Annotated in this window: 14 protein-coding genes, 2 tRNA genes and 2 rRNA genes; 9 read left to right on the top strand and 9 right to left on the bottom strand. The window is 57.7% G+C overall.

The features are described from left to right. Window positions 1-73: 73 nt before the first annotated feature. Window positions 74-517, bottom strand: a complete 444-nt coding sequence (gene soxR, locus V6607_RS22305) for a redox-sensitive transcriptional activator SoxR (RefSeq protein ID WP_008430848.1) — start codon at window positions 515-517, stop codon at window positions 74-76. Between the two features lie 90 nt (window positions 518-607). Between soxR and V6607_RS22300 the strand changes: the two genes are divergently transcribed. After that, a complete protein-coding gene (locus V6607_RS22300; protein WP_032898632.1) occupies window positions 608-970 on the top strand; it encodes an antibiotic biosynthesis monooxygenase in 363 nt (120 codons plus the stop codon). Here V6607_RS22300 and V6607_RS22295 read toward each other — a convergent pair. The 4 genes from V6607_RS22295 to msuE are packed head-to-tail and all read right to left on the bottom strand — an operon-like array spanning window position 962 to window position 5,030. Beyond that, entirely contained in the window at window positions 962-2,065 is a 1,104-nt protein-coding gene (locus tag V6607_RS22295; protein ID WP_134327055.1) for a sigma-54 dependent transcriptional regulator, read from the bottom strand. The two genes, V6607_RS22300 and V6607_RS22295, sit on opposite strands and share 9 nt — an antisense overlap. Before the next feature lie 11 nt (window positions 2,066-2,076). Further along, window positions 2,077-3,264: an acyl-CoA dehydrogenase family protein gene (locus V6607_RS22290; RefSeq protein WP_003210129.1), complete on the bottom strand. Its 1,188-nt coding sequence runs from the start codon at window positions 3,262-3,264 to the stop codon at window positions 2,077-2,079. 47 nt (window positions 3,265-3,311) lie between these two features. Continuing rightward, the gene (ssuD, locus tag V6607_RS22285) at window positions 3,312-4,457 is read right to left on the bottom strand and encodes an FMNH2-dependent alkanesulfonate monooxygenase (RefSeq protein ID WP_003210130.1); all 1,146 of its coding nucleotides are present in this window, start codon (window positions 4,455-4,457) and stop codon (window positions 3,312-3,314) included. 9 nt (window positions 4,458-4,466) lie between these two features. After that, window positions 4,467-5,030, bottom strand: a complete 564-nt coding sequence (msuE, locus tag V6607_RS22280; RefSeq protein ID WP_003210131.1) for an FMN reductase — start codon at window positions 5,028-5,030, stop codon at window positions 4,467-4,469. Between the two features lie 397 nt (window positions 5,031-5,427). Between msuE and V6607_RS22275 the strand changes: the two genes are divergently transcribed. The 3 genes from V6607_RS22275 to V6607_RS22265 all read left to right on the top strand — a co-directional run bounded on the left by V6607_RS22275 (window position 5,428) and on the right by V6607_RS22265 (window position 8,931). Next, window positions 5,428-5,697 (top strand): hypothetical protein, encoded by a 270-nt coding sequence (locus tag V6607_RS22275; protein WP_008430855.1) that lies wholly within the window; start codon window positions 5,428-5,430, stop codon window positions 5,695-5,697. A gap of 228 nt (window positions 5,698-5,925) precedes the next feature. After that, complete coding sequence (locus tag V6607_RS22270; RefSeq protein WP_087695274.1) at window positions 5,926-7,086, top strand: aminotransferase class V-fold PLP-dependent enzyme; 1,161 nt, start codon at window positions 5,926-5,928, stop codon at window positions 7,084-7,086. A gap of 36 nt (window positions 7,087-7,122) precedes the next feature. Further along, window positions 7,123-8,931, top strand: coding sequence for an aminopeptidase P family protein (locus V6607_RS22265; protein ID WP_134327054.1), 1,809 nt, complete (start codon window positions 7,123-7,125; stop codon window positions 8,929-8,931). Here the strand turns inward: V6607_RS22265 and V6607_RS22260 are convergent. Both V6607_RS22260 and V6607_RS22255 read right to left on the bottom strand, forming a co-directional pair. After that, entirely contained in the window at window positions 8,928-9,518 is a 591-nt protein-coding gene (locus V6607_RS22260) for a 2-hydroxychromene-2-carboxylate isomerase (RefSeq protein WP_102369598.1), read from the bottom strand. The two genes, V6607_RS22265 and V6607_RS22260, sit on opposite strands and share 4 nt — an antisense overlap. A gap of 35 nt (window positions 9,519-9,553) precedes the next feature. Next, on the bottom strand, window positions 9,554-10,285 hold the full coding sequence (locus V6607_RS22255; RefSeq protein ID WP_338740637.1) for an SDR family oxidoreductase: 732 nt from the start codon (window positions 10,283-10,285) through the stop codon (window positions 9,554-9,556). An 89-nt stretch (window positions 10,286-10,374) separates the two neighbouring features. Here V6607_RS22255 and V6607_RS22250 point away from each other — a divergent pair, with 89 nt between their 5' ends. Beyond that, the gene (locus V6607_RS22250; RefSeq protein ID WP_134327053.1) at window positions 10,375-10,935 is read left to right on the top strand and encodes a TetR/AcrR family transcriptional regulator; all 561 of its coding nucleotides are present in this window, start codon (window positions 10,375-10,377) and stop codon (window positions 10,933-10,935) included. 12 nt (window positions 10,936-10,947) lie between these two features. On the opposite strand, the gene V6607_RS22245 is transcribed toward V6607_RS22250, so the two are convergent. After that, window positions 10,948-11,229 carry a hypothetical protein gene (locus V6607_RS22245; protein WP_003210144.1) on the bottom strand — a complete coding sequence of 94 codons (282 nt, stop codon included), beginning with the start codon at window positions 11,227-11,229 and terminating at the stop codon, window positions 10,948-10,950. Window positions 11,230-11,396: 167 nt separating this feature from the next. Beyond that, entirely contained in the window at window positions 11,397-12,284 is an 888-nt protein-coding gene (gene rhtA / locus V6607_RS22240) for a threonine/homoserine exporter RhtA (protein ID WP_134327052.1), read from the bottom strand. 698 nt (window positions 12,285-12,982) lie between these two features. Between rhtA and V6607_RS22235 the strand changes: the two genes are divergently transcribed. The 4 genes from V6607_RS22235 (at window position 12,983) to V6607_RS22220 (ending at window position 17,924) form a co-directional block, all read left to right on the top strand. Continuing rightward, window positions 12,983-14,519: ribosomal RNA gene (locus V6607_RS22235) — 16S ribosomal RNA — on the top strand. A 124-nt stretch (window positions 14,520-14,643) separates the two neighbouring features. Next, a tRNA-Ile gene (locus V6607_RS22230) sits at window positions 14,644-14,720 on the top strand. Window positions 14,721-14,730: 10 nt separating this feature from the next. Beyond that, window positions 14,731-14,806 (top strand) — tRNA-Ala (locus V6607_RS22225). A gap of 224 nt (window positions 14,807-15,030) precedes the next feature. Continuing rightward, window positions 15,031-17,924: ribosomal RNA gene (locus V6607_RS22220) — 23S ribosomal RNA — on the top strand. Together the 16S and 23S rRNA genes with 2 tRNA genes alongside form the textbook arrangement of a ribosomal RNA operon. Window positions 17,925-17,990: the final 66 nt, after the last annotated feature.

Below are 17,990 nucleotides of genomic sequence, written 5' to 3'. Positions count from 1 at the left end.
ACTGCATCTGGCGACTGACACCCCGCTTTCGCGAGCAAGCCCGCTCCCACATTGATCGAGTTTTACCCCGCCATTATGTGGACGGCTCCAAGAGTTGTGCCCCAGGCCCGCGCTCACCCAGTACGTCGTCGTGATTGCGCAGCGGGCACGCCTCCAGCGACAGGCACCCGCAGCCAATACAGCCGTTGAGTTTATCCCGCAGCAACATCAGTTTTTCGATGCGCTGGTCCAGGTCCTCACGCCATAGCGCAGACAGGCGCTCCCAATCGGCAGCGTTGGGCGTGCGTCCATCGGGCAAGGTTTGCAGCGCGTCATGGATCGTCGCCAGGGGAATGCCCAAACGCTGGGCAATCTTGATCACCACCACCCGGCGCAACACATCCCGCGGATAGCGCCGCTGGTTGCCGGCGTTGCGGTGGCTCTTGATCAATCCCTTGGTTTCATAAAAGTGCAGCGCGGTAACCGCCACGCCACTGCGGGCTGCCAGTTGGCCGACGGTGAGTTCTTTGGTGACCATGAAAAAGCCCTTGACCTTGACTTAACTAGAGGTTTTACCCTGCGTGGCATCGAATCGCAAGATTGTGCCTACAGTGAGAGGGGAATGTTCATGCAGGTATTAGAGAAGAGTCTGAGTTTTACCCAGATGGTCGAATTCCACATCGAGCCTCAGCAGCAATCCGCGTTGGTAGCGGCCCTGTCATCCCAGAGCGAGCGCCTGGCCCAGGGCCATGGCGGCTTCATCAATGCCAGCGTGCAGGTCAGCGATGATGGGCGCCGGGTGCTCAGCTACCTGCAATGGCGCTCCCGCGAGGAGGGGGAAGCGGCCTTCAAGTGTTTTGAGCACGGTGAGGAAGATTTCTGGACGCTGATCCGCGCCCACCAGGCCACGGCGGTGACCTTCGGTTCGTTCCAGGTGCTGCGCAGCATCGAACGCAGCCATGACAACGCTCTGCACTGCCGCCTAAATTGACAGGTGCAGCATGCGCTCGCCCTGTACGTTTTCGCCGGGGCGTCGCTTGTTCACCGCCAGCTCGCCGAGCTTGATCAAACGGGTACGGGTCACGTTGCGGCTCAGGCCCAGCAGGTTGGCGGTGTGCACCTGGTTGTAATGGCTGAAGCGGTAGGCGGCGCGCAGCAGCGCATCCTCGACCTTTTCATGCAGGGCCCCGGCCTGTTCCTCGAAGAGCTTTTGAAAGGCGCGTTCCAGCAGGGCTTCGGCGCTGTTGTCGGTGCCGTGCTGGCTGTCGTCCTGACGCTCGATGCGCATGTTCGACAGGCGCAGGTCGTCGCGCTCGATCACCCCGTTGCGGCAGATCAGCAGGGTGTGGTGGATCACGTTTTCCAGCTCGCGGATGTTGCCCGGCCAGCTGTAGCTTTTGAGTTTTTGCTCGGCCTCGCGGCTGATGGTGATCGGGCCGTAACCCAGGCGCTGGCTGTAGGCTTCGATGAAATGCCGGGTCAGTGGCAGGATGTCACCGGGCCGATCCCGCAGGGGGCTGAGTTCGAGGCTGACCACGTCTAGGCGGTAGTACAGGTCTTCGCGGAAATGCCCGGCATTGATGGCTTTCTCCAACTGAACGTTGGTGGCCGCCAATACCCGCACGTCGATGGGAATGCTTTTGCGTGAGCCCAGGCGCACCACTTCGCGTTCCTGCAGTACCCGTAGCAGCTTGACCTGGATCGCCATCGGCAAGTCGCCGATTTCATCGAGGAACAAGGTGCCGCCGTCCGCCTCTTCGAACCAGCCGGCCTTGGCACTGAGGGCGCCGGTGAAGGCGCCTTTTTCATGGCCGAACAGCTCGGCTTCCACCAGGGATTCGGAAAACGCGCCGCAGTTCACGGCCACGAAGGGCCGGTTGCGCCGGGCGCTGAGGTTGTGGATATGGCGCGCCACCAGCTCTTTACCGGTGCCGGTTTCGCCGATGATCAACACGCTGGCTTCGCTGGGCGCGACTTGCTGGATGTGCGCCAGCAGCGCCTGGGATTTGGGGTCTTCGAAGACCTGGGCCGTGGCGCGGATCGAGGTCGCAAGAGCGGGCGAGGGCGGTAAGGTTAAAAGCTGCATGGGCACCTCTTCTAGGAATAGAACGTGGGAATCGGCAGGGACTGGTTCAACGCCCAGTCCCCCAGTTCGTGGAGCTTGTAGTCCACCGGGTCGTGCAAGGTTTGCGTGCGCAGGTTGCGCCAGTGCCGGTCCAGGCGCAGCGAGGCGTGGGTGGAGCGCGCGCCGGTGACTTCGAACAGGCGGCTGCACAGCTCCAGGCCGTTGCGGGTGGCAGCGACCTTGGCCGTGGCGATGGCGATGGCCAGCTCGCCGCGCTCGCTTTCACTGAGGCTCGGGCCCTTGGCCCAGGCCTGGTCCAGCAGTTCGGCGGCGCGTTCCACCAGCAGGCGCACGCCTTCCAGCGCGACCCAGAATTCGCCGTAGTGGTTGAGCACGTACGGGTCCTGGCGAATGTCCTGCACCGTGGATTTATGCCAGGGCCGGGTTTCGGTCAGGGTGTAATTCCGGGCTTCGGCAAACGCGCCTTCGGCGATGCCGAGGAACATGTGGGTGAAGGTCAGTTGAGCGATCAGTGGGCGCAGGCAGGCGAAGGGCGTACTCAGCGGGCCGGGATCAAGGAGCAATTCCGACTCTTCCACGCGTACCCGTTCGAAGCTGGCGCTGCCGCTGTCGGTCTGGCGCTGGCCGATGTTGTTCCAGTCATTGTGCAGGGTGATGCCACTGCGCCCGCTGGGGATGGCCGCAATCAGCAGCTTGCCGCCGGCGCTTTCATCCACCGCCGAGGCGATCAGCATTTCAGAGTCGCTGGCACCGGAGCAAAAGCTCTTCTTGCCGGAGAATTCGCGCCAGCCGTTGTAGGCTTTGACCACCGTACGCGTGTCCAGCGGGTTGAGGGCGTTGCCCCAGAACCAGTTCTTGCGCGCGGTTTGTTCGAACCAGGGTTGCCATTGCTCCGGGCGTGAGAACAGGCGAACGGTGGCGAGCATCAGGTGATGAAAACCGAAGACGTGGGCGATGGAGCTGTCGACCTTGGCGAATTCGCGCACGATCTCCAGGGTTTCGCTCCAGCGGGCGCCGAGGCCGCCGTACTGGGTGGGAATGCTCAGGGCCAGCAAGCCGCTTTGGCGCAGGGCGTCACGTTCGGTCTTCGGTGTGCCGCCGCGCTCGTCGCGTTCGACGGCAGTGAGGGCAAATTCGGCGGCCAGCAGTTTGGCGGTCTGCAAGGGTGAGGGCAGGACGCTGTTGGGTTTGGCTGTCACGCGGTATTCCTCATGGTGTGCCGGGGCGTGCCCCGGCAGACGGCAGGTCAGGCCTTGGCTTTTGCCGGCAGGACGTCGTTGGCAATCATTTCGCCGAACGGCCCGGTGAGGTTGGTGACGCCGCGCCCGGCCAGGCTGGCGTAGGGTTCCGGCAGCAGCGGGAACACCAGTTCGGCAAAGCGATACGCCTCTTCCAGGTGCGGGTAGCCGGAGAAGATGAAGCTTTCGATGCCCAGGTCCGCGTATTCCTTGATGCGCTCGGCGACTTGCTGAGGGTTGCCCACCAGGGCCGTGCCCGCGCCGCCACGTACCAGGCCGACGCCGGCCCACAGGTTGGGGGCGATTTCCAGGTTGTCGCGGCGCCCGTCGTGCAGGGCGGCCATGCGCCGCTGGCCTTCGGAGTCAAAGCGCGAGAAGGATTTTTGCGCGGCGGCGATGGTTTCGTCGCTGATGTGCTCGATCAGTTTGGCTGCGGCTTTCCAGGCGTCTTCTTCGGTTTCGCGCACGATCACATGCAGGCGAATCCCGAATTTGACGGTGCGCCCGTGGCGGGCGGCGCGCTCACGCACGTCGGCGAGTTTCTCGGCGACGGCAGCCGGTGGTTCGCCCCAGGTCAGGTACACGTCGACTTGTTCGGCGGCGAGGTCGTGGGCAGCGTCCGAGGAACCGCCGAAGTACAGCGGTGGATATGGCTTCTGCACCGGTGGGTAAAGTGCCTTGGCGTTCTGCACGCGCAGGTGTTTGCCTTCGAAATCCACCGATTCGCCTTGCAACACGCGGCGCCAGATCTTCAGGAATTCGTCGGTCACTTCGTAGCGTTCGCTGTGATCGAGGAAGCTGCCGTCGCCGCGGTTTTCGTCGGGGTCGCCGCCGGTCACCACGTTGATCAACAGGCGGCCATTGGACAGCCGGTCGAGGGTGGCGGCCATGCGTGCGGAGACGGTTGGCGAGATGATCCCCGGGCGAATCGCCACCAGGTAACGCAGGCGTTCGGTCAACGGCACCAGCGCCGAGGCAATCACCCAGGAGTCTTCGCAGGAGCGGCCGGTGGGAATCAGCACGCCGTGGTAGCCGAGGTTGTCGGCGGCCTGGGCGACTTGTTTCAAATAGTTGAGGGTGACCGGGCGAGCGCCCTGGGTGGTGCCCAGGTAGTGGCCGTCACCGTGTGTAGGCAGAAACCAGAAAACATCCATGACAAATCCTTAAGCGATTTTCAGCAGAGAGGTGGGATGCGCGGCAAACAACGGCGCGGCGCGTTCTGCAGCAAGGCGAATGCGGGCCTTCAAGGGCTCACTGGTTATGTGGTAATCGGTGAAATCGGCCTCGGTGGCGTACACGCCAATGGGCAAGGTCAGGGCCTGGAAGAAACTGAACAGCGGGCGCAACTGGTGATCGAGTACCAGGGCGTGGCGTTCGCTGCCGCCGGTGGCCGCCAGCAACACCGGGGTGTTGATCAGGGCGTTGAGGTCGACCAGGTCGAACAGGTGCTTGAGCAGGCCGGGGTAGGAGCCGCGATACACCGGCGCGGCAACGATCAGCAGGTCGGCCTGTTCGATGGCCTGCAGTTGCGCTTCGACGTCGGCGGGCAATTCCTGGCGGGACAGTGCGCCGCCCAGCGGCCGGGCAATGTCGCCCAGTTCGATCAGGGTGGCCTGGATCGGCAATTGATCGGCCAGTTCGGCCAGCACCGCCTGGGTCAACACCAAGGTGCGGGACGGACGCCAGGTTCCGCCGGAGAGGGCAACGACATTCAGTGGACGGGTCATCAACAGTTCCTTTTTCAACAGTGGCTCAGGGCAAGAGCAGTAGCAGGGCTTGAGCAAGAGCTGTACCAAGCTGTGCAGCCCTTGACTGGCGTGGCCTCTGTGCCAGGTGTTGGAAAATGGTGGTGTTGTCTGCCTGGTGTTTTGTTGAATGACTGTTGCCTGGGCAACAGTTGCCAGGCGAACAGTGGCGTGAGTGTTGAGGCCATTTATAGAGGGTTGTGTTTATTCCGTAAATGAACGTATTTCCATATTTATAGACCTACATGGAATATAAGGCGCGACTATCAGAAGTGTCGCAAAGGTTGATAGCGACTATCACGGCTGATGATTTTTCACCGTGCAGGGGCGGGAGTAGCCTGTACTCATTGACTTCAGCCCGTTTCGCAGGACCTTCGCCATGAACCGTTTTCTCGCCATTTCCGTATTGCTTGTCACCTCAGTCCTTGCCGGTTGTGCGACGCATTCGTCGCCCGAACTGCGTGGCTACTCGGCCGAGGAGAGCAAGGAACTGGCGCTTGAAGCCCTGAGCCGTCGAGGCCTGTCATTTGATGAATACCAACAGAAGAAAGCCGAACTGACCGGCCAGCCACGGAACACCTTCGGTTTCGACCGTCAGGGTGAGATGAATGCCGAGCGCAGCATGACGCTGCACGGTCGCCCCAGTTGAGTCAGTGGCGAGGTCTGAAAAGCCCGAGGTTTCCCACAGGAACCTCGGGCTTTTTGTTTGCCATCCGTTTCCCGGAGCCTGTTAAGCTGAATTTCAGGAGCGTTCCTACGCACTTTTAAATAAAGTGGTCTTTCTTTAACGGCACGGGATCAGGTAAACCATCTTCCTTCCTGATTGCGGCCCCTGAGACGTTGTTCTCGGGAACCTGCTCTGCGAGTCTTTAACGTCATGAATAAACGTCCGCTGTATTTCGACTACGCCGCCACCACGCCGGTGGATGAGCGGGTCATCCAGGTGATGGTTGAGTGTCTGGGCTTCAATGCCAACTTCGGCAACCCTGCGTCCAGTTCCCACGCGTTCGGCCAACAGGCCCGGCAAACGGTTGAGCAGGCACGGGGCCAGGTGGCTGAGTTGGTCGGCGCCGAGCCGGCACAGATTGTCTGGACCTCCGGTGCCACCGAGTCCAACAACCTCGCCATCAAGGGCGTTGCCCAGGCGCGCGGCGTGGCCGGCGGGCACATCATCACCAGCCAGATTGAACACAAGGCCACGCTCGACACCGCTCGCCAGTTGCAGGAAGCCGGGGTTGCCGTGACGTACCTGGTGCCGGACGCCGAGGGTTTGATCAGTGTCGAGGCGGTGAGCGAAGCATTGCGTGAGGACACCTTCCTGGTGTCGCTGATGCTGGTGAACAACGAGCTGGGCACTCTTAACGATATCCGGGCGATTGGCGCACGCGTGCGCGAGCATGGCGCGCTGTTTCACGTGGATGCGGCGCAGGGCGCAGGCAAGGTCGAGATTGACCTGGCCGAATGGCCAGTGGACCTCATGTCATTTTCCGCACACAAACTCTATGGTCCCAAGGGTATCGGCGCGTTGTACGTCGGCCCACGTGCGCAGCAGAAAGTGCTGGCGCAGATTCACGGCGGTGGCCATGAAGGTGGTTTGCGTTCGGGCACCCTGGCAACTCACCAGATTGCCGGCATGGGTACCGCGTTTGCCCTGGCGGCAGCGTCCTTTGCTGAAGAAAAGGCGACCATCGTTGCCTTGCGCGAGCGCCTGCTGGAACAGCTGAATACAATTGCCGGGGTGCGCCTTAATGGCAGCCTTACCCAACGCATTCCCCACACCCTGAGCCTGACGTTCAGCGAAGGCGAGTTCAATTCCGCCGCCTTGAGCGCGGGCATTGCCTTCTCGGCCACTTCGGCCTGCAATTCGGCGAGCAATGCACCGTCCCATGTGCTTCTGGCGCTGGGCCATGATGCCCGCAGCGCAGGTCGCACCATTCGCTTGAGCCTCGGGCGGTTTACCACCGAGCAGGATATCGATCAGGCGGTACAACTGATCAAGGCCGCACTGGCCAGCGCACCGGCTTTCTGGGCCGTTTGACCCCATAACAATTATTAGTGGTTAGCAGGAGACACGATGAGCACACAGCCTTTGACCCATGGAACGGTTCCCCAGCGCCTGGCGCACACCCGCGAACTGATGAGCCGCGAGGGCATTCATGCCCTGTTGGTGCCGTCGGCGGACCCGCACTTGTCCGAATACCTGCCGGGTTACTGGCAGGGCCGTCAGTGGTTGTCGGGTTTCCATGGGTCGGTGGGCACGCTGATTGTTACTGCGGATTTTGCCGGTGTATGGGCAGACAGCCGCTATTGGGAACAGGCGACCAAGGAGCTCAAGGGCAGTGGCATCGAGTTGGTCAAGCTGCAACCCGGCCAGCCCGGGCCGCTGGAATGGCTCGCGGAGCAGACGCCGGAAGGCGGCGTGGTGGCCGTTGATGGCGCGGTCATGGCCGTGGCCTCGGCGCGCACCCTGGGCAGCAAGCTGGAGGCACGTGGTGCACGCTTGCGCACGGATATCGACTTGTTGAATGAAGTCTGGCAAGACCGTCCAACCTTGCCGAACCAACCGATCTATCAACATCTGCCACCCCAGGCCACCGTCAGTCGTGGCGAGAAGCTCGCAGCCCTGCGTGCCAGCTTGAAGGAAAAGGGGGCCGACTGGCATTTCATCGCGACCCTGGATGACATTGCCTGGCTGTTTAACCTGCGGGGTGGCGACGTTTCGTTCAACCCGGTGTTTGTCTCGTTTGCCTTGATCGGCCAGCAGCAGGCGACGCTGTTTGTGGCCCTGAGCAAAGTCGACGCCGAGCTTCGCGCGGTGCTGGAACAGGATGGCGTGACCCTGCGCGATTACAGCGAAGTCGCAGCGGCGTTGAAGGACATTCCTTCGGGCGCGAGTGTGCAGGTCGACCCGGCCCGGGTGACCGCCGGCTTGCTGGAAAACCTGGGCAGTGGCGTCACGCTGATCGAGGGGCTTAACCCGACCACCTTGGCCAAATCGCGCAAGAGCCTGACGGACGCCGAGCACATTCGCCAGGCCATGGAGCAGGACGGCGCGGCCTTGTGCGAATTCTTCGCCTGGCTCGACAGCGCGTTGGGCCGTGAGCGCATCACCGAACTGACCATTGATGAGCACCTGACGGCAGCGCGTACCCGTCGTCCGGGTTATGTGTCGCTGAGCTTCAATACGATTGCCGCATTCAACGCCAATGGCGCGATGCCGCACTATCACGCGACCGAAGAAGAACACGCGCTGATCGAAGGCGATGGCTTGCTGCTGATCGACTCCGGTGGCCAGTACCTGGGTGGCACCACCGACATCACGCGGATGGTGCCCATCGGTACACCAACCGAAGAGCAGAAGCGCGATTGCACGCGGGTGCTCAAAGGTGTGATTGCCTTGTCCCGCGCGCATTTCCCCAAGGGCATTCTCTCGCCGCTGCTTGACTCGATTGCCCGTGCGCCGATCTGGGCCGAGGGTGTGGACTACGGCCACGGTACCGGTCATGGCGTCGGCTATTTCCTCAATGTGCATGAAGGCCCGCAGGTGATCGCGTACCAAGCCGTCGCGGCGCCGCAAACGGCAATGCAGGCAGGCATGATTACCTCCATCGAGCCCGGCACTTACCGGCCGGGCCGCTGGGGTGTGCGCATCGAGAACCTGGTGTTGAACCGTGAAGCGGGCAAGACCGAGTTTGGCGAGTTCCTCAAGTTCGAGACACTGACACTGTGTCCGATCGACACCCGTTGCCTGGAGCCGTTATTGCTGACGGTGGAGGAGCGCCAGTGGTTCAACGATTACCACGCACACGTCCGTGAGCGCCTGAGCCCGCTGCTCAGCGGTGCAGCGCTGGAGTGGTTGCAGGTGCGCACGGCTGCGATCTAGCCCAGCGCTTCGCGCACAAAGTCCAGGCGATCCTGGCCAAAGAACAACTGGTCGCCGACGAACATACTGGGGGCACCGAATACGCCACGCTGAATCGCGTGTTCGGTGTTGTCCTTGAGGGTTGTCTTGACTTCGTCATCGTTGGTCAGCGCCAGGACTGCTTCAGGATCAAAGCCGTGTTCGGTCAGCACTGCGGCTACCACAGACAGGTCTCCCAAGTGTCGGCCCTCGACCCAGAGTGCGTGGAACAGGCAGTCGATGAAGTCGAGAAAGCGTTCGGGCTGGCGCATTTGGACGCCGGTGACCGCACGCATCAGCATTAATGTGTTGATGGGAAAGTGCGGATTGAACTTGAGCGGAACGTGGTAGCGCTGGGCGTAGCGTGCCAGGTCCTGGAACATGTAGCGACCTTTGGCGGGAACGGTGGCCGGTGACGCATTGCCGGTGGCCTTGAACACCCCGCCCAGCAGCATTGGCTTGTAAATCAGCTGGGTGCCGGTTGCAGCGCACAGGCCTGGAAGTTGGGTATAGGCCAGATAGGTGGCAGGGCTGCCGAGGTCGAAGAAAAATTCTACTGTTTTACTCATGCTGGATACTCGCAGTTTATTGTTATGGGGCGTGCTTACCAGGGTTCATTCCAAGGGCGCAGGTCCAGCTCGAAGGTCCAGGCGTCCCGGGGCTGGCTGTGCAGGTACCAATAGTTATCGGCGATGTGGTCCGGATTGAGAATGCCGTCCTGATCCTTGAGGGCGTATTTTTGCGGGAAGTTGTCGCGGATGAAGTCGGTGTCGATGGCGCCATCCACGACGACGTGGGCGACGTGGATATTCCGTGGGCCCAGTTCGCGAGCCATGCTCTGCGCCAGTGCACGGATCCCGTGTTTGGCTCCAGCGAACGCGGCAAAGCCGGCGGCTCCACGCAACCCGGCCGTGGCACCGGTAAACAGGATGGTGCCGCGGTTACGGGTGACCATGCGCTTGGCCAATTCCCGCGCGTTGAGGAAGCCTGAGAAACAGGCCATCTCCCAAATCTTGAAGTACTTGCGGGCGGTTTCTTCCAGGATGCTGCACGGCACATTGGCGCCGATGTTGAACACGAAGGCTTCGATGGGGCCCAGCTCGGTTTCAATCCGCTCGATCAGCGCGATAACGTCTTCTTCCTTGCGGGCATCGCAGGCAAAGCCATGCGCCTCGCCACCTGCTGCGTGGATGCTATCCACCAAGGGTTGCAGTTTATCGGCGCTGCGCCGGGTGACGCAGGCGACGTAACCCTCACGGGCGAAACGCTTGGCGATGGCACCACCTGTGGCATCGCCGGCACCCACTACCAGTACGATTTTCTTGTTGTTCGTCATGGGAGATCCTTTAGTAAACGATCGTTTGCCAAACGAACGTTATGCTACGATCCAGCAGGCGTCAAGCTGACAGCACAGTGGAGGAAGCGATGCGATATTCGGCTAGTCACAAGCAGCAAACCAGGGAAAAGCTTCTGAACAGCAGTGCGGCACTGGCGAAGAAAGAGGGTTTTGCCAGTGTCGGGGTGGATGGCTTGATGAAGGCCATTGGCTTGAGTGGCGGTGCGTTTTATAGCCACTTCGCTTCGAAGGATGAATTGTTCAGTTCGATTGTCGAGCGTGAATTGAGCCACAGCCTTGAGCGATTGAATGGCGACGGGGTGCAAAGCCGTGAGCGGCTGGATCGCTGTTTGAAGTTCTACCTGAGCATGGCCCATGTGGAGCAATCCGAAGCCGGATGTGCGTTGCCGAGCCTGGGGGCGGAGATTGCGCGATCTGATGTGGCCGTTCGTCAACAGGCGCAGGACTGGATTTGCCGATTGCAGGTGGGGTGGGCAGCAACACTGGGCAGCGAGCCCCTGGCGTGGTCGATTCTGTCGCAATGCATCGGCGCCCTGGTGGTGGCGCGGATGATGGTCGACCCGCAGGTGCAGGCACAGGTCCTGTCATCGAACTACGAGGTGCTCAGCCAGCAGCTGTCGAGGCTGTGAGGTCATCGACAGTTACTTGCAGATGACAATCATGCTTCGGCTTGTGTAGCCGGCGGGGTTAAGACCGAACGGGTAGTCGCCTGGGTCTTCGGCGTTGTCCCCCGACTTGGCGATGACTTTATAGCCTTTGGCGCCACACGAATTAGCTGCACTGGCGTAGCACTGGTCCCAGGAAGAGGACAGGCCTGAGCAGTTGATATGCAGGCCCTTCTTTCCCCGTTTTACTTCGGTCTTGGTGGTCGCGGCACAACCTGCGATTGCCACAATCATGAACAGCATCAAAATTCGCTTCATTACTATCCTTAATAGCCGCCTCGCTTAAGTGCACGAAGCTGGCTTTGCTCGCTCTCGAGTGTAGCGTTCATGATGTCCTTATCGAAAATCTCCATGAATGACACTGGGTTACGACCTAAACATGGCCTAATTGAGCGGCAAATGCCATAGCTACGTCAAATCCTGAATCAATCGGCTGGAACGAGTGGTTTTGATTCGTTACGCATGGTCAGGGTTGCACCCACCGAGGCCAGGATAATGCAGGTGATGGCCAGCCATTGCGCCAGGGACAAGTGCTCTTGAAGGAAAAACAGCCCGGACAGGGCTCCGAACGCGGGTTCGATACTCATCAGGGTTCCGAACGTGCGGGCTGGCAGGCGAGTCAGGGCGACCATCTCCAGGGTGTAGGGCAGGGCGGTGGATAAAACCGCGACACCAATGGCGATCGGGATCAGCGTGGGTGTGAGGAGTGCGGCGCCCGCGTGGACGATACCTATCGGTGCAACAAACAACGCTGCAATCATTACGCCGAGGGCCGCAGTCTGAACGCCATTGTCGGCGCCGGCCTTTTGGCCAAACAGAATGTAGAGTGCCCAGCACGCACCTGCGCCGAGTGCATAGGCGGCGCCTGTGAGGTCAATGCCGCTGCTGGCTTCGCCCACTGGGATCAATAGCAGAAGTCCGACAATCGCCAAGGCTATCCAGAGAAAGTCTACGGCGCGTCGCGAAGCGTAGATGGCGACTGCTAGTGGGCCGGTGAATTCGAGGGCTACTGCAATTCCCAGCGGAACGGTGCGCAGCGACATATAGAAGAGGAAGTTCATTCCCCCCAGCGCCATCCCGTAGACGATCACCGTCTGCAACGACTTGGCTGTCAGCTTGGCGCGCCATGGGCGTAAAAGGAGCAGCATGATCACACTGGCGAAAATCAGGCGCAGGGTGGTGGTGCCCTGGGCGCCCACGATGGGGAACATGCTTTTGGCGAGTGAGGCGCCTGATTGAATAGAGGCCATGGCAATGAGTAGCAGGCCGACCGGAAACAGTGTCGAAGCCAGGCTACGCGGGGAAGTGGTCATTGAGGGTATTCGTCCGAGGTCGTATTGAAAGAAACCGAGTGGCTATGATGCTTAACTGTTGAGCGTTGAGCAATATATTGCTCAGTTAGTTAAGGGTTCCTTCCTATATAGACGAATTCCGTGATTGTCGGGATGGATTGATAGAAAAGCTGAATTAAGGGTTGACGGCAGATTCTGGAAGTCTATAATTCGCCCCACTTCCGGCGCAGTCGAAACTGAAAACTCCTTGGTAAACAAAGAGTTATGTAGGTTTCGGCAGCGAGTTGCTTCAGATCATCGAGGCCCAGAAGGAGTTAGTAAGGCAGTGTTGTTTGGCCCTATTAACGTTTCGATCTTCTCGGTCGAAAGCGGAGAAAAAGAGGTGTTGACAGCAGCGTGTAACGCTGTAGAATTCGCCTCCCGCTAACGAGAGATCGGAAGCGCAAGTGGTTGAAGTTACAAAGGAAACTTTGAAAACTTCTGAAAATAATCACTTGACAGCAAATGAGGCTGCTGTAGAATGCGCGCCTCGGTTGAGACGAAAGATCTTAACCAACCGCTCTTTAACAACTGAATCAAGCAATTCGTGTGGGTGCTTGTGGAGTCAGACTGATAGTCAACAAGATTATCAGCATCACAAGTTACTCCGCGAGAAATCAAAGATGTAACCAACGATTGCTGAGCCAAGTTTAGGGTTTCTTAAAAACCCAAAGATGTTTGAACTGAAGAGTTTGATCATGGCTCAGATTGAACGCTGGCGGCAGGCCTAACACATGCAAGTCGAGCGGTAGAGAGAAGCTTGCTTCTCTTGAGAGCGGCGGACGGGTGAGTAATGCCTAGGAATCTGCCTGGTAGTGGGGGATAACGTCCGGAAACGGACGCTAATACCGCATACGTCCTACGGGAGAAAGCAGGGGACCTTCGGGCCTTGCGCTATCAGATGAGCCTAGGTCGGATTAGCTAGTTGGTGGGGTAATGGCTCACCAAGGCGACGATCCGTAACTGGTCTGAGAGGATGATCAGTCACACTGGAACTGAGACACGGTCCAGACTCCTACGGGAGGCAGCAGTGGGGAATATTGGACAATGGGCGAAAGCCTGATCCAGCCATGCCGCGTGTGTGAAGAAGGTCTTCGGATTGTAAAGCACTTTAAGTTGGGAGGAAGGGCAGTAAATTAATACTTTGCTGTTTTGACGTTACCGACAGAATAAGCACCGGCTAACTCTGTGCCAGCAGCCGCGGTAATACAGAGGGTGCAAGCGTTAATCGGAATTACTGGGCGTAAAGCGCGCGTAGGTGGTTCGTTAAGTTGGATGTGAAATCCCCGGGCTCAACCTGGGAACTGCATTCAAAACTGACGAGCTAGAGTATGGTAGAGGGTGGTGGAATTTCCTGTGTAGCGGTGAAATGCGTAGATATAGGAAGGAACACCAGTGGCGAAGGCGACCACCTGGACTGATACTGACACTGAGGTGCGAAAGCGTGGGGAGCAAACAGGATTAGATACCCTGGTAGTCCACGCCGTAAACGATGTCAACTAGCCGTTGGGAGCCTTGAGCTCTTAGTGGCGCAGCTAACGCATTAAGTTGACCGCCTGGGGAGTACGGCCGCAAGGTTAAAACTCAAATGAATTGACGGGGGCCCGCACAAGCGGTGGAGCATGTGGTTTAATTCGAAGCAACGCGAAGAACCTTACCAGGCCTTGACATCCAATGAACTTTCTAGAGATAGATTGGTGCCTTCGGGAACATTGAGACAGGTGCTGCATGGCTGTCGTCAGCTCGTGTCGTGAGATGTTGGGTTAAGTCCCGTAACGAGCGCAACCCTTGTCCTTAGTTACCAGCACGTTATGGTGGGCACTCTAAGGAGACTGCCGGTGACAAACCGGAGGAAGGTGGGGATGACGTCAAGTCATCATGGCCCTTACGGCCTGGGCTACACACGTGCTACAATGGTCGGTACAGAGGGTTGCCAAGCCGCGAGGTGGAGCTAATCCCAGAAAACCGATCGTAGTCCGGATCGCAGTCTGCAACTCGACTGCGTGAAGTCGGAATCGCTAGTAATCGCGAATCAGAATGTCGCGGTGAATACGTTCCCGGGCCTTGTACACACCGCCCGTCACACCATGGGAGTGGGTTGCACCAGAAGTAGCTAGTCTAACCTTCGGGGGGACGGTTACCACGGTGTGATTCATGACTGGGGTGAAGTCGTAACAAGGTAGCCGTAGGGGAACCTGCGGCTGGATCACCTCCTTAATCGACGACATCAGCTGCTCCATAAGTTCCCACACGAATTGCTTGATTCATTGAAGAAGACGATAGAAGCAGCTTTAAGCTCCAAGCTGATAGCTCTTAGCTAATCAGTTACGCGCTCGAAATTGGGTCTGTAGCTCAGTTGGTTAGAGCGCACCCCTGATAAGGGTGAGGTCGGCAGTTCGAATCTGCCCAGACCCACCAATTTTGTTATGGGGCCATAGCTCAGCTGGGAGAGCGCCTGCCTTGCACGCAGGAGGTCAACGGTTCGATCCCGTTTGGCTCCACCATTAACTGTTTCTACTGTTAGAGTTTAGAAATGAATATTCGCCAATGAATATTGATTTCTAGTCTTTGATTAGATCGTTCTTTAAAAATTTGGGTATGTGATAGAAAGATAGACTGAACGTTACTTTCACTGGTAACGGATCAGGCTAAGGTAAAATTTGTAAGTAATTGCGAATTTTCGGCGAATGTCGTCTTCACAGTATAACCAGATTGCTTGGGGTTATATGGTCAAGTGAAGAAGCGCATACGGTGGATGCCTTGGCAGTCAGAGGCGATGAAAGACGTGGTAGCCTGCGAAAAGCTTCGGGGAGTCGGCAAACAGACTTTGATCCGGAGATGTCTGAATGGGGGAACCCAGCCATCATAAGATGGTTACCTTACACTGAATACATAGGTGTATGGAGCGAACCAGGGGAACTGAAACATCTAAGTACCCTGAGGAAAAGAAATCAACCGAGATTCCCTTAGTAGTGGCGAGCGAACGGGGACTAGCCCTTAAGTGGCTTTGAGATTAGCGGAACGCTCTGGAAAGTGCGGCCATAGTGGGTGATAGCCCTGTACGCGAAAATCTCTTAGTCATGAAATCGAGTAGGACGGAGCACGAGAAACTTTGTCTGAATATGGGGGGACCATCCTCCAAGGCTAAATACTACTGACTGACCGATAGTGAACTAGTACCGTGAGGGAAAGGCGAAAAGAACCCCGGAGAGGGGAGTGAAATAGATCCTGAAACCGTATGCGTACAAGCAGTGGGAGCAGACTTTGTTCTGTGACTGCGTACCTTTTGTATAATGGGTCAGCGACTTATTTTCAGTGGCGAGCTTAACCGAATAGGGGAGGCGTAGCGAAAGCGAGTCTTAATAGGGCGTCTAGTCGCTGGGAATAGACCCGAAACCGGGCGATCTATCCATGGGCAGGTTGAAGGTTGGGTAACACTAACTGGAGGACCGAACCGACTACCGTTGAAAAGTTAGCGGATGACCTGTGGATCGGAGTGAAAGGCTAATCAAGCTCGGAGATAGCTGGTTCTCCTCGAAAGCTATTTAGGTAGCGCCTCATGTATCACTGTAGGGGGTAGAGCACTGTTTCGGCTAGGGGGTCATCCCGACTTACCAAACCGATGCAAACTCCGAATACCTACAAGTGCCGAGCATGGGAGACACACGGCGGGTGCTAACGTCCGTCGTGAAAAGGGAAACAACCCAGACCGTCAGCTAAGGTCCCAAAGTTATGGTTAAGTGGGAAACGATGTGGGAAGGCTTAGACAGCTAGGAGGTTGGCTTAGAAGCAGCCACCCTTTAAAGAAAGCGTAATAGCTCACTAGTCGAGTCGGCCTGCGCGGAAGATGTAACGGGGCTCAAACCATACACCGAAGCTACGGGTATCATCTTCGGATGATGCGGTAGAGGAGCGTTCTGTAAGCCTGTGAAGGTGAGTTGAGAAGCTTGCTGGAGGTATCAGAAGTGCGAATGCTGACATGAGTAACGATAATGGGTGTGAAAAACACCCACGCCGAAAGACCAAGGTTTCCTGCGCAACGTTAATCGACGCAGGGTTAGTCGGTCCCTAAGGCGAGGCTGAAAAGCGTAGTCGATGGAAAACAGGTTAATATTCCTGTACTTCTGGTTATTGCGATGGAGGGACGGAGAAGGCTAGGCCAGCTTGGCGTTGGTTGTCCAAGTTTAAGGTGGTAGGCTGGAATCTTAGGTAAATCCGGGATTCTAAGGCCGAGAGCTGATGACGAGTTATCTTTTAGATGACGAAGTGGTTGATGCCATGCTTCCAAGAAAAGCTTCTAAGCTTCAGGTAACCAGGAACCGTACCCCAAACCGACACAGGTGGTTGGGTAGAGAATACCAAGGCGCTTGAGAGAACTCGGGTGAAGGAACTAGGCAAAATGGCACCGTAACTTCGGGAGAAGGTGCGCCGGTGAGGGTGAAGGACTTGCTCCGTAAGCTCATGCCGGTCGAAGATACCAGGCCGCTGCGACTGTTTATTAAAAACACAGCACTCTGCAAACACGAAAGTGGACGTATAGGGTGTGACGCCTGCCCGGTGCCGGAAGGTTAATTGATGGGGTTAGCTAACGCGAAGCTCTTGATCGAAGCCCCGGTAAACGGCGGCCGTAACTATAACGGTCCTAAGGTAGCGAAATTCCTTGTCGGGTAAGTTCCGACCTGCACGAATGGCGTAACGATGGCGGCGCTGTCTCCACCCGAGACTCAGTGAAATTGAAATCGCTGTGAAGATGCAGTGTATCCGCGGCTAGACGGAAAGACCCCGTGAACCTTTACTATAGCTTTGCACTGGACTTTGAATTTGCTTGTGTAGGATAGGTGGGAGGCTTTGAAGCGTGGACGCCAGTTCGCGTGGAGCCAACCTTGAAATACCACCCTGGCAACTTTGAGGTTCTAACTCAGGTCCGTTATCCGGATCGAGGACAGTGTATGGTGGGTAGTTTGACTGGGGCGGTCTCCTCCTAAAGAGTAACGGAGGAGTACGAAGGTGCGCTCAGACCGGTCGGAAATCGGTCGTAGAGTATAAAGGCAAAAGCGCGCTTGACTGCGAGACAGACACGTCGAGCAGGTACGAAAGTAGGTCTTAGTGATCCGGTGGTTCTGTATGGAAGGGCCATCGCTCAACGGATAAAAGGTACTCCGGGGATAACAGGCTGATACCGCCCAAGAGTTCATATCGACGGCGGTGTTTGGCACCTCGATGTCGGCTCATCACATCCTGGGGCTGAAGCCGGTCCCAAGGGTATGGCTGTTCGCCATTTAAAGTGGTACGCGAGCTGGGTTTAGAACGTCGTGAGACAGTTCGGTCCCTATCTGCCGTGGACGTTTGAGATTTGAGAGGGGCTGCTCCTAGTACGAGAGGACCGGAGTGGACGAACCTCTGGTGTTCCGGTTGTCACGCCAGTGGCATTGCCGGGTAGCTATGTTCGGAATAGATAACCGCTGAAAGCATCTAAGCGGGAAACTAGCCTCAAGATGAGATCTCACTGGAACCTTGAGTTCCCTGAAGGGCCGTCGAAGACTACGACGTTGATAGGTTGGGTGTGTAAGCGCTGTGAGGCGTTGAGCTAACCAATACTAATTGCCCGTGAGGCTTGACCATATAACACCCAAGCAATTTGCGTCGAAGAGACCAGATTGCGGTGTGTGAAGACGAAACGAACCGAAA

The organism is Pseudomonas sp. KK18 (assembly GCF_037094675.1).
Lineage (GTDB): Bacteria > Pseudomonadota > Gammaproteobacteria > Pseudomonadales > Pseudomonadaceae > Aquipseudomonas.
This window is presented reverse-complemented; position numbering and strand designations above follow the sequence as displayed.

Excerpts from the sequence above, each read along its gene's own strand:
- ssuD (WP_003210130.1), bottom strand. The coding sequence starts at position 4,457 with ATGGATGTTTTCTGGTTTCTGCCTACACACGGTGACGGCCACTACCTG.
- msuE (WP_003210131.1), bottom strand. The coding sequence starts at position 5,030 with ATGACCCGTCCACTGAATGTCGTTGCCCTCTCCGGCGGAACCTGGCGT.
- V6607_RS22300 (WP_032898632.1), top strand. The coding sequence starts at position 608 with ATGCAGGTATTAGAGAAGAGTCTGAGTTTTACCCAGATGGTCGAATTC.
- V6607_RS22255 (WP_338740637.1), bottom strand. The coding sequence starts at position 10,285 with ATGACGAACAACAAGAAAATCGTACTGGTAGTGGGTGCCGGCGATGCC.
- V6607_RS22245 (WP_003210144.1), bottom strand. The coding sequence starts at position 11,229 with ATGAAGCGAATTTTGATGCTGTTCATGATTGTGGCAATCGCAGGTTGT.
- V6607_RS22295 (WP_134327055.1), bottom strand. The coding sequence starts at position 2,065 with ATGCAGCTTTTAACCTTACCGCCCTCGCCCGCTCTTGCGACCTCGATC.
- V6607_RS22250 (WP_134327053.1), top strand. The coding sequence starts at position 10,375 with ATGCGATATTCGGCTAGTCACAAGCAGCAAACCAGGGAAAAGCTTCTG.
- V6607_RS22275 (WP_008430855.1), top strand. The coding sequence starts at position 5,428 with ATGAACCGTTTTCTCGCCATTTCCGTATTGCTTGTCACCTCAGTCCTT.
- V6607_RS22265 (WP_134327054.1), top strand. The coding sequence starts at position 7,123 with ATGAGCACACAGCCTTTGACCCATGGAACGGTTCCCCAGCGCCTGGCG.
- V6607_RS22260 (WP_102369598.1), bottom strand. The coding sequence starts at position 9,518 with ATGAGTAAAACAGTAGAATTTTTCTTCGACCTCGGCAGCCCTGCCACC.
- rhtA (WP_134327052.1), bottom strand. The coding sequence starts at position 12,284 with ATGACCACTTCCCCGCGTAGCCTGGCTTCGACACTGTTTCCGGTCGGC.
- soxR (WP_008430848.1), bottom strand. The coding sequence starts at position 517 with ATGGTCACCAAAGAACTCACCGTCGGCCAACTGGCAGCCCGCAGTGGC.
- V6607_RS22270 (WP_087695274.1), top strand. The coding sequence starts at position 5,926 with ATGAATAAACGTCCGCTGTATTTCGACTACGCCGCCACCACGCCGGTG.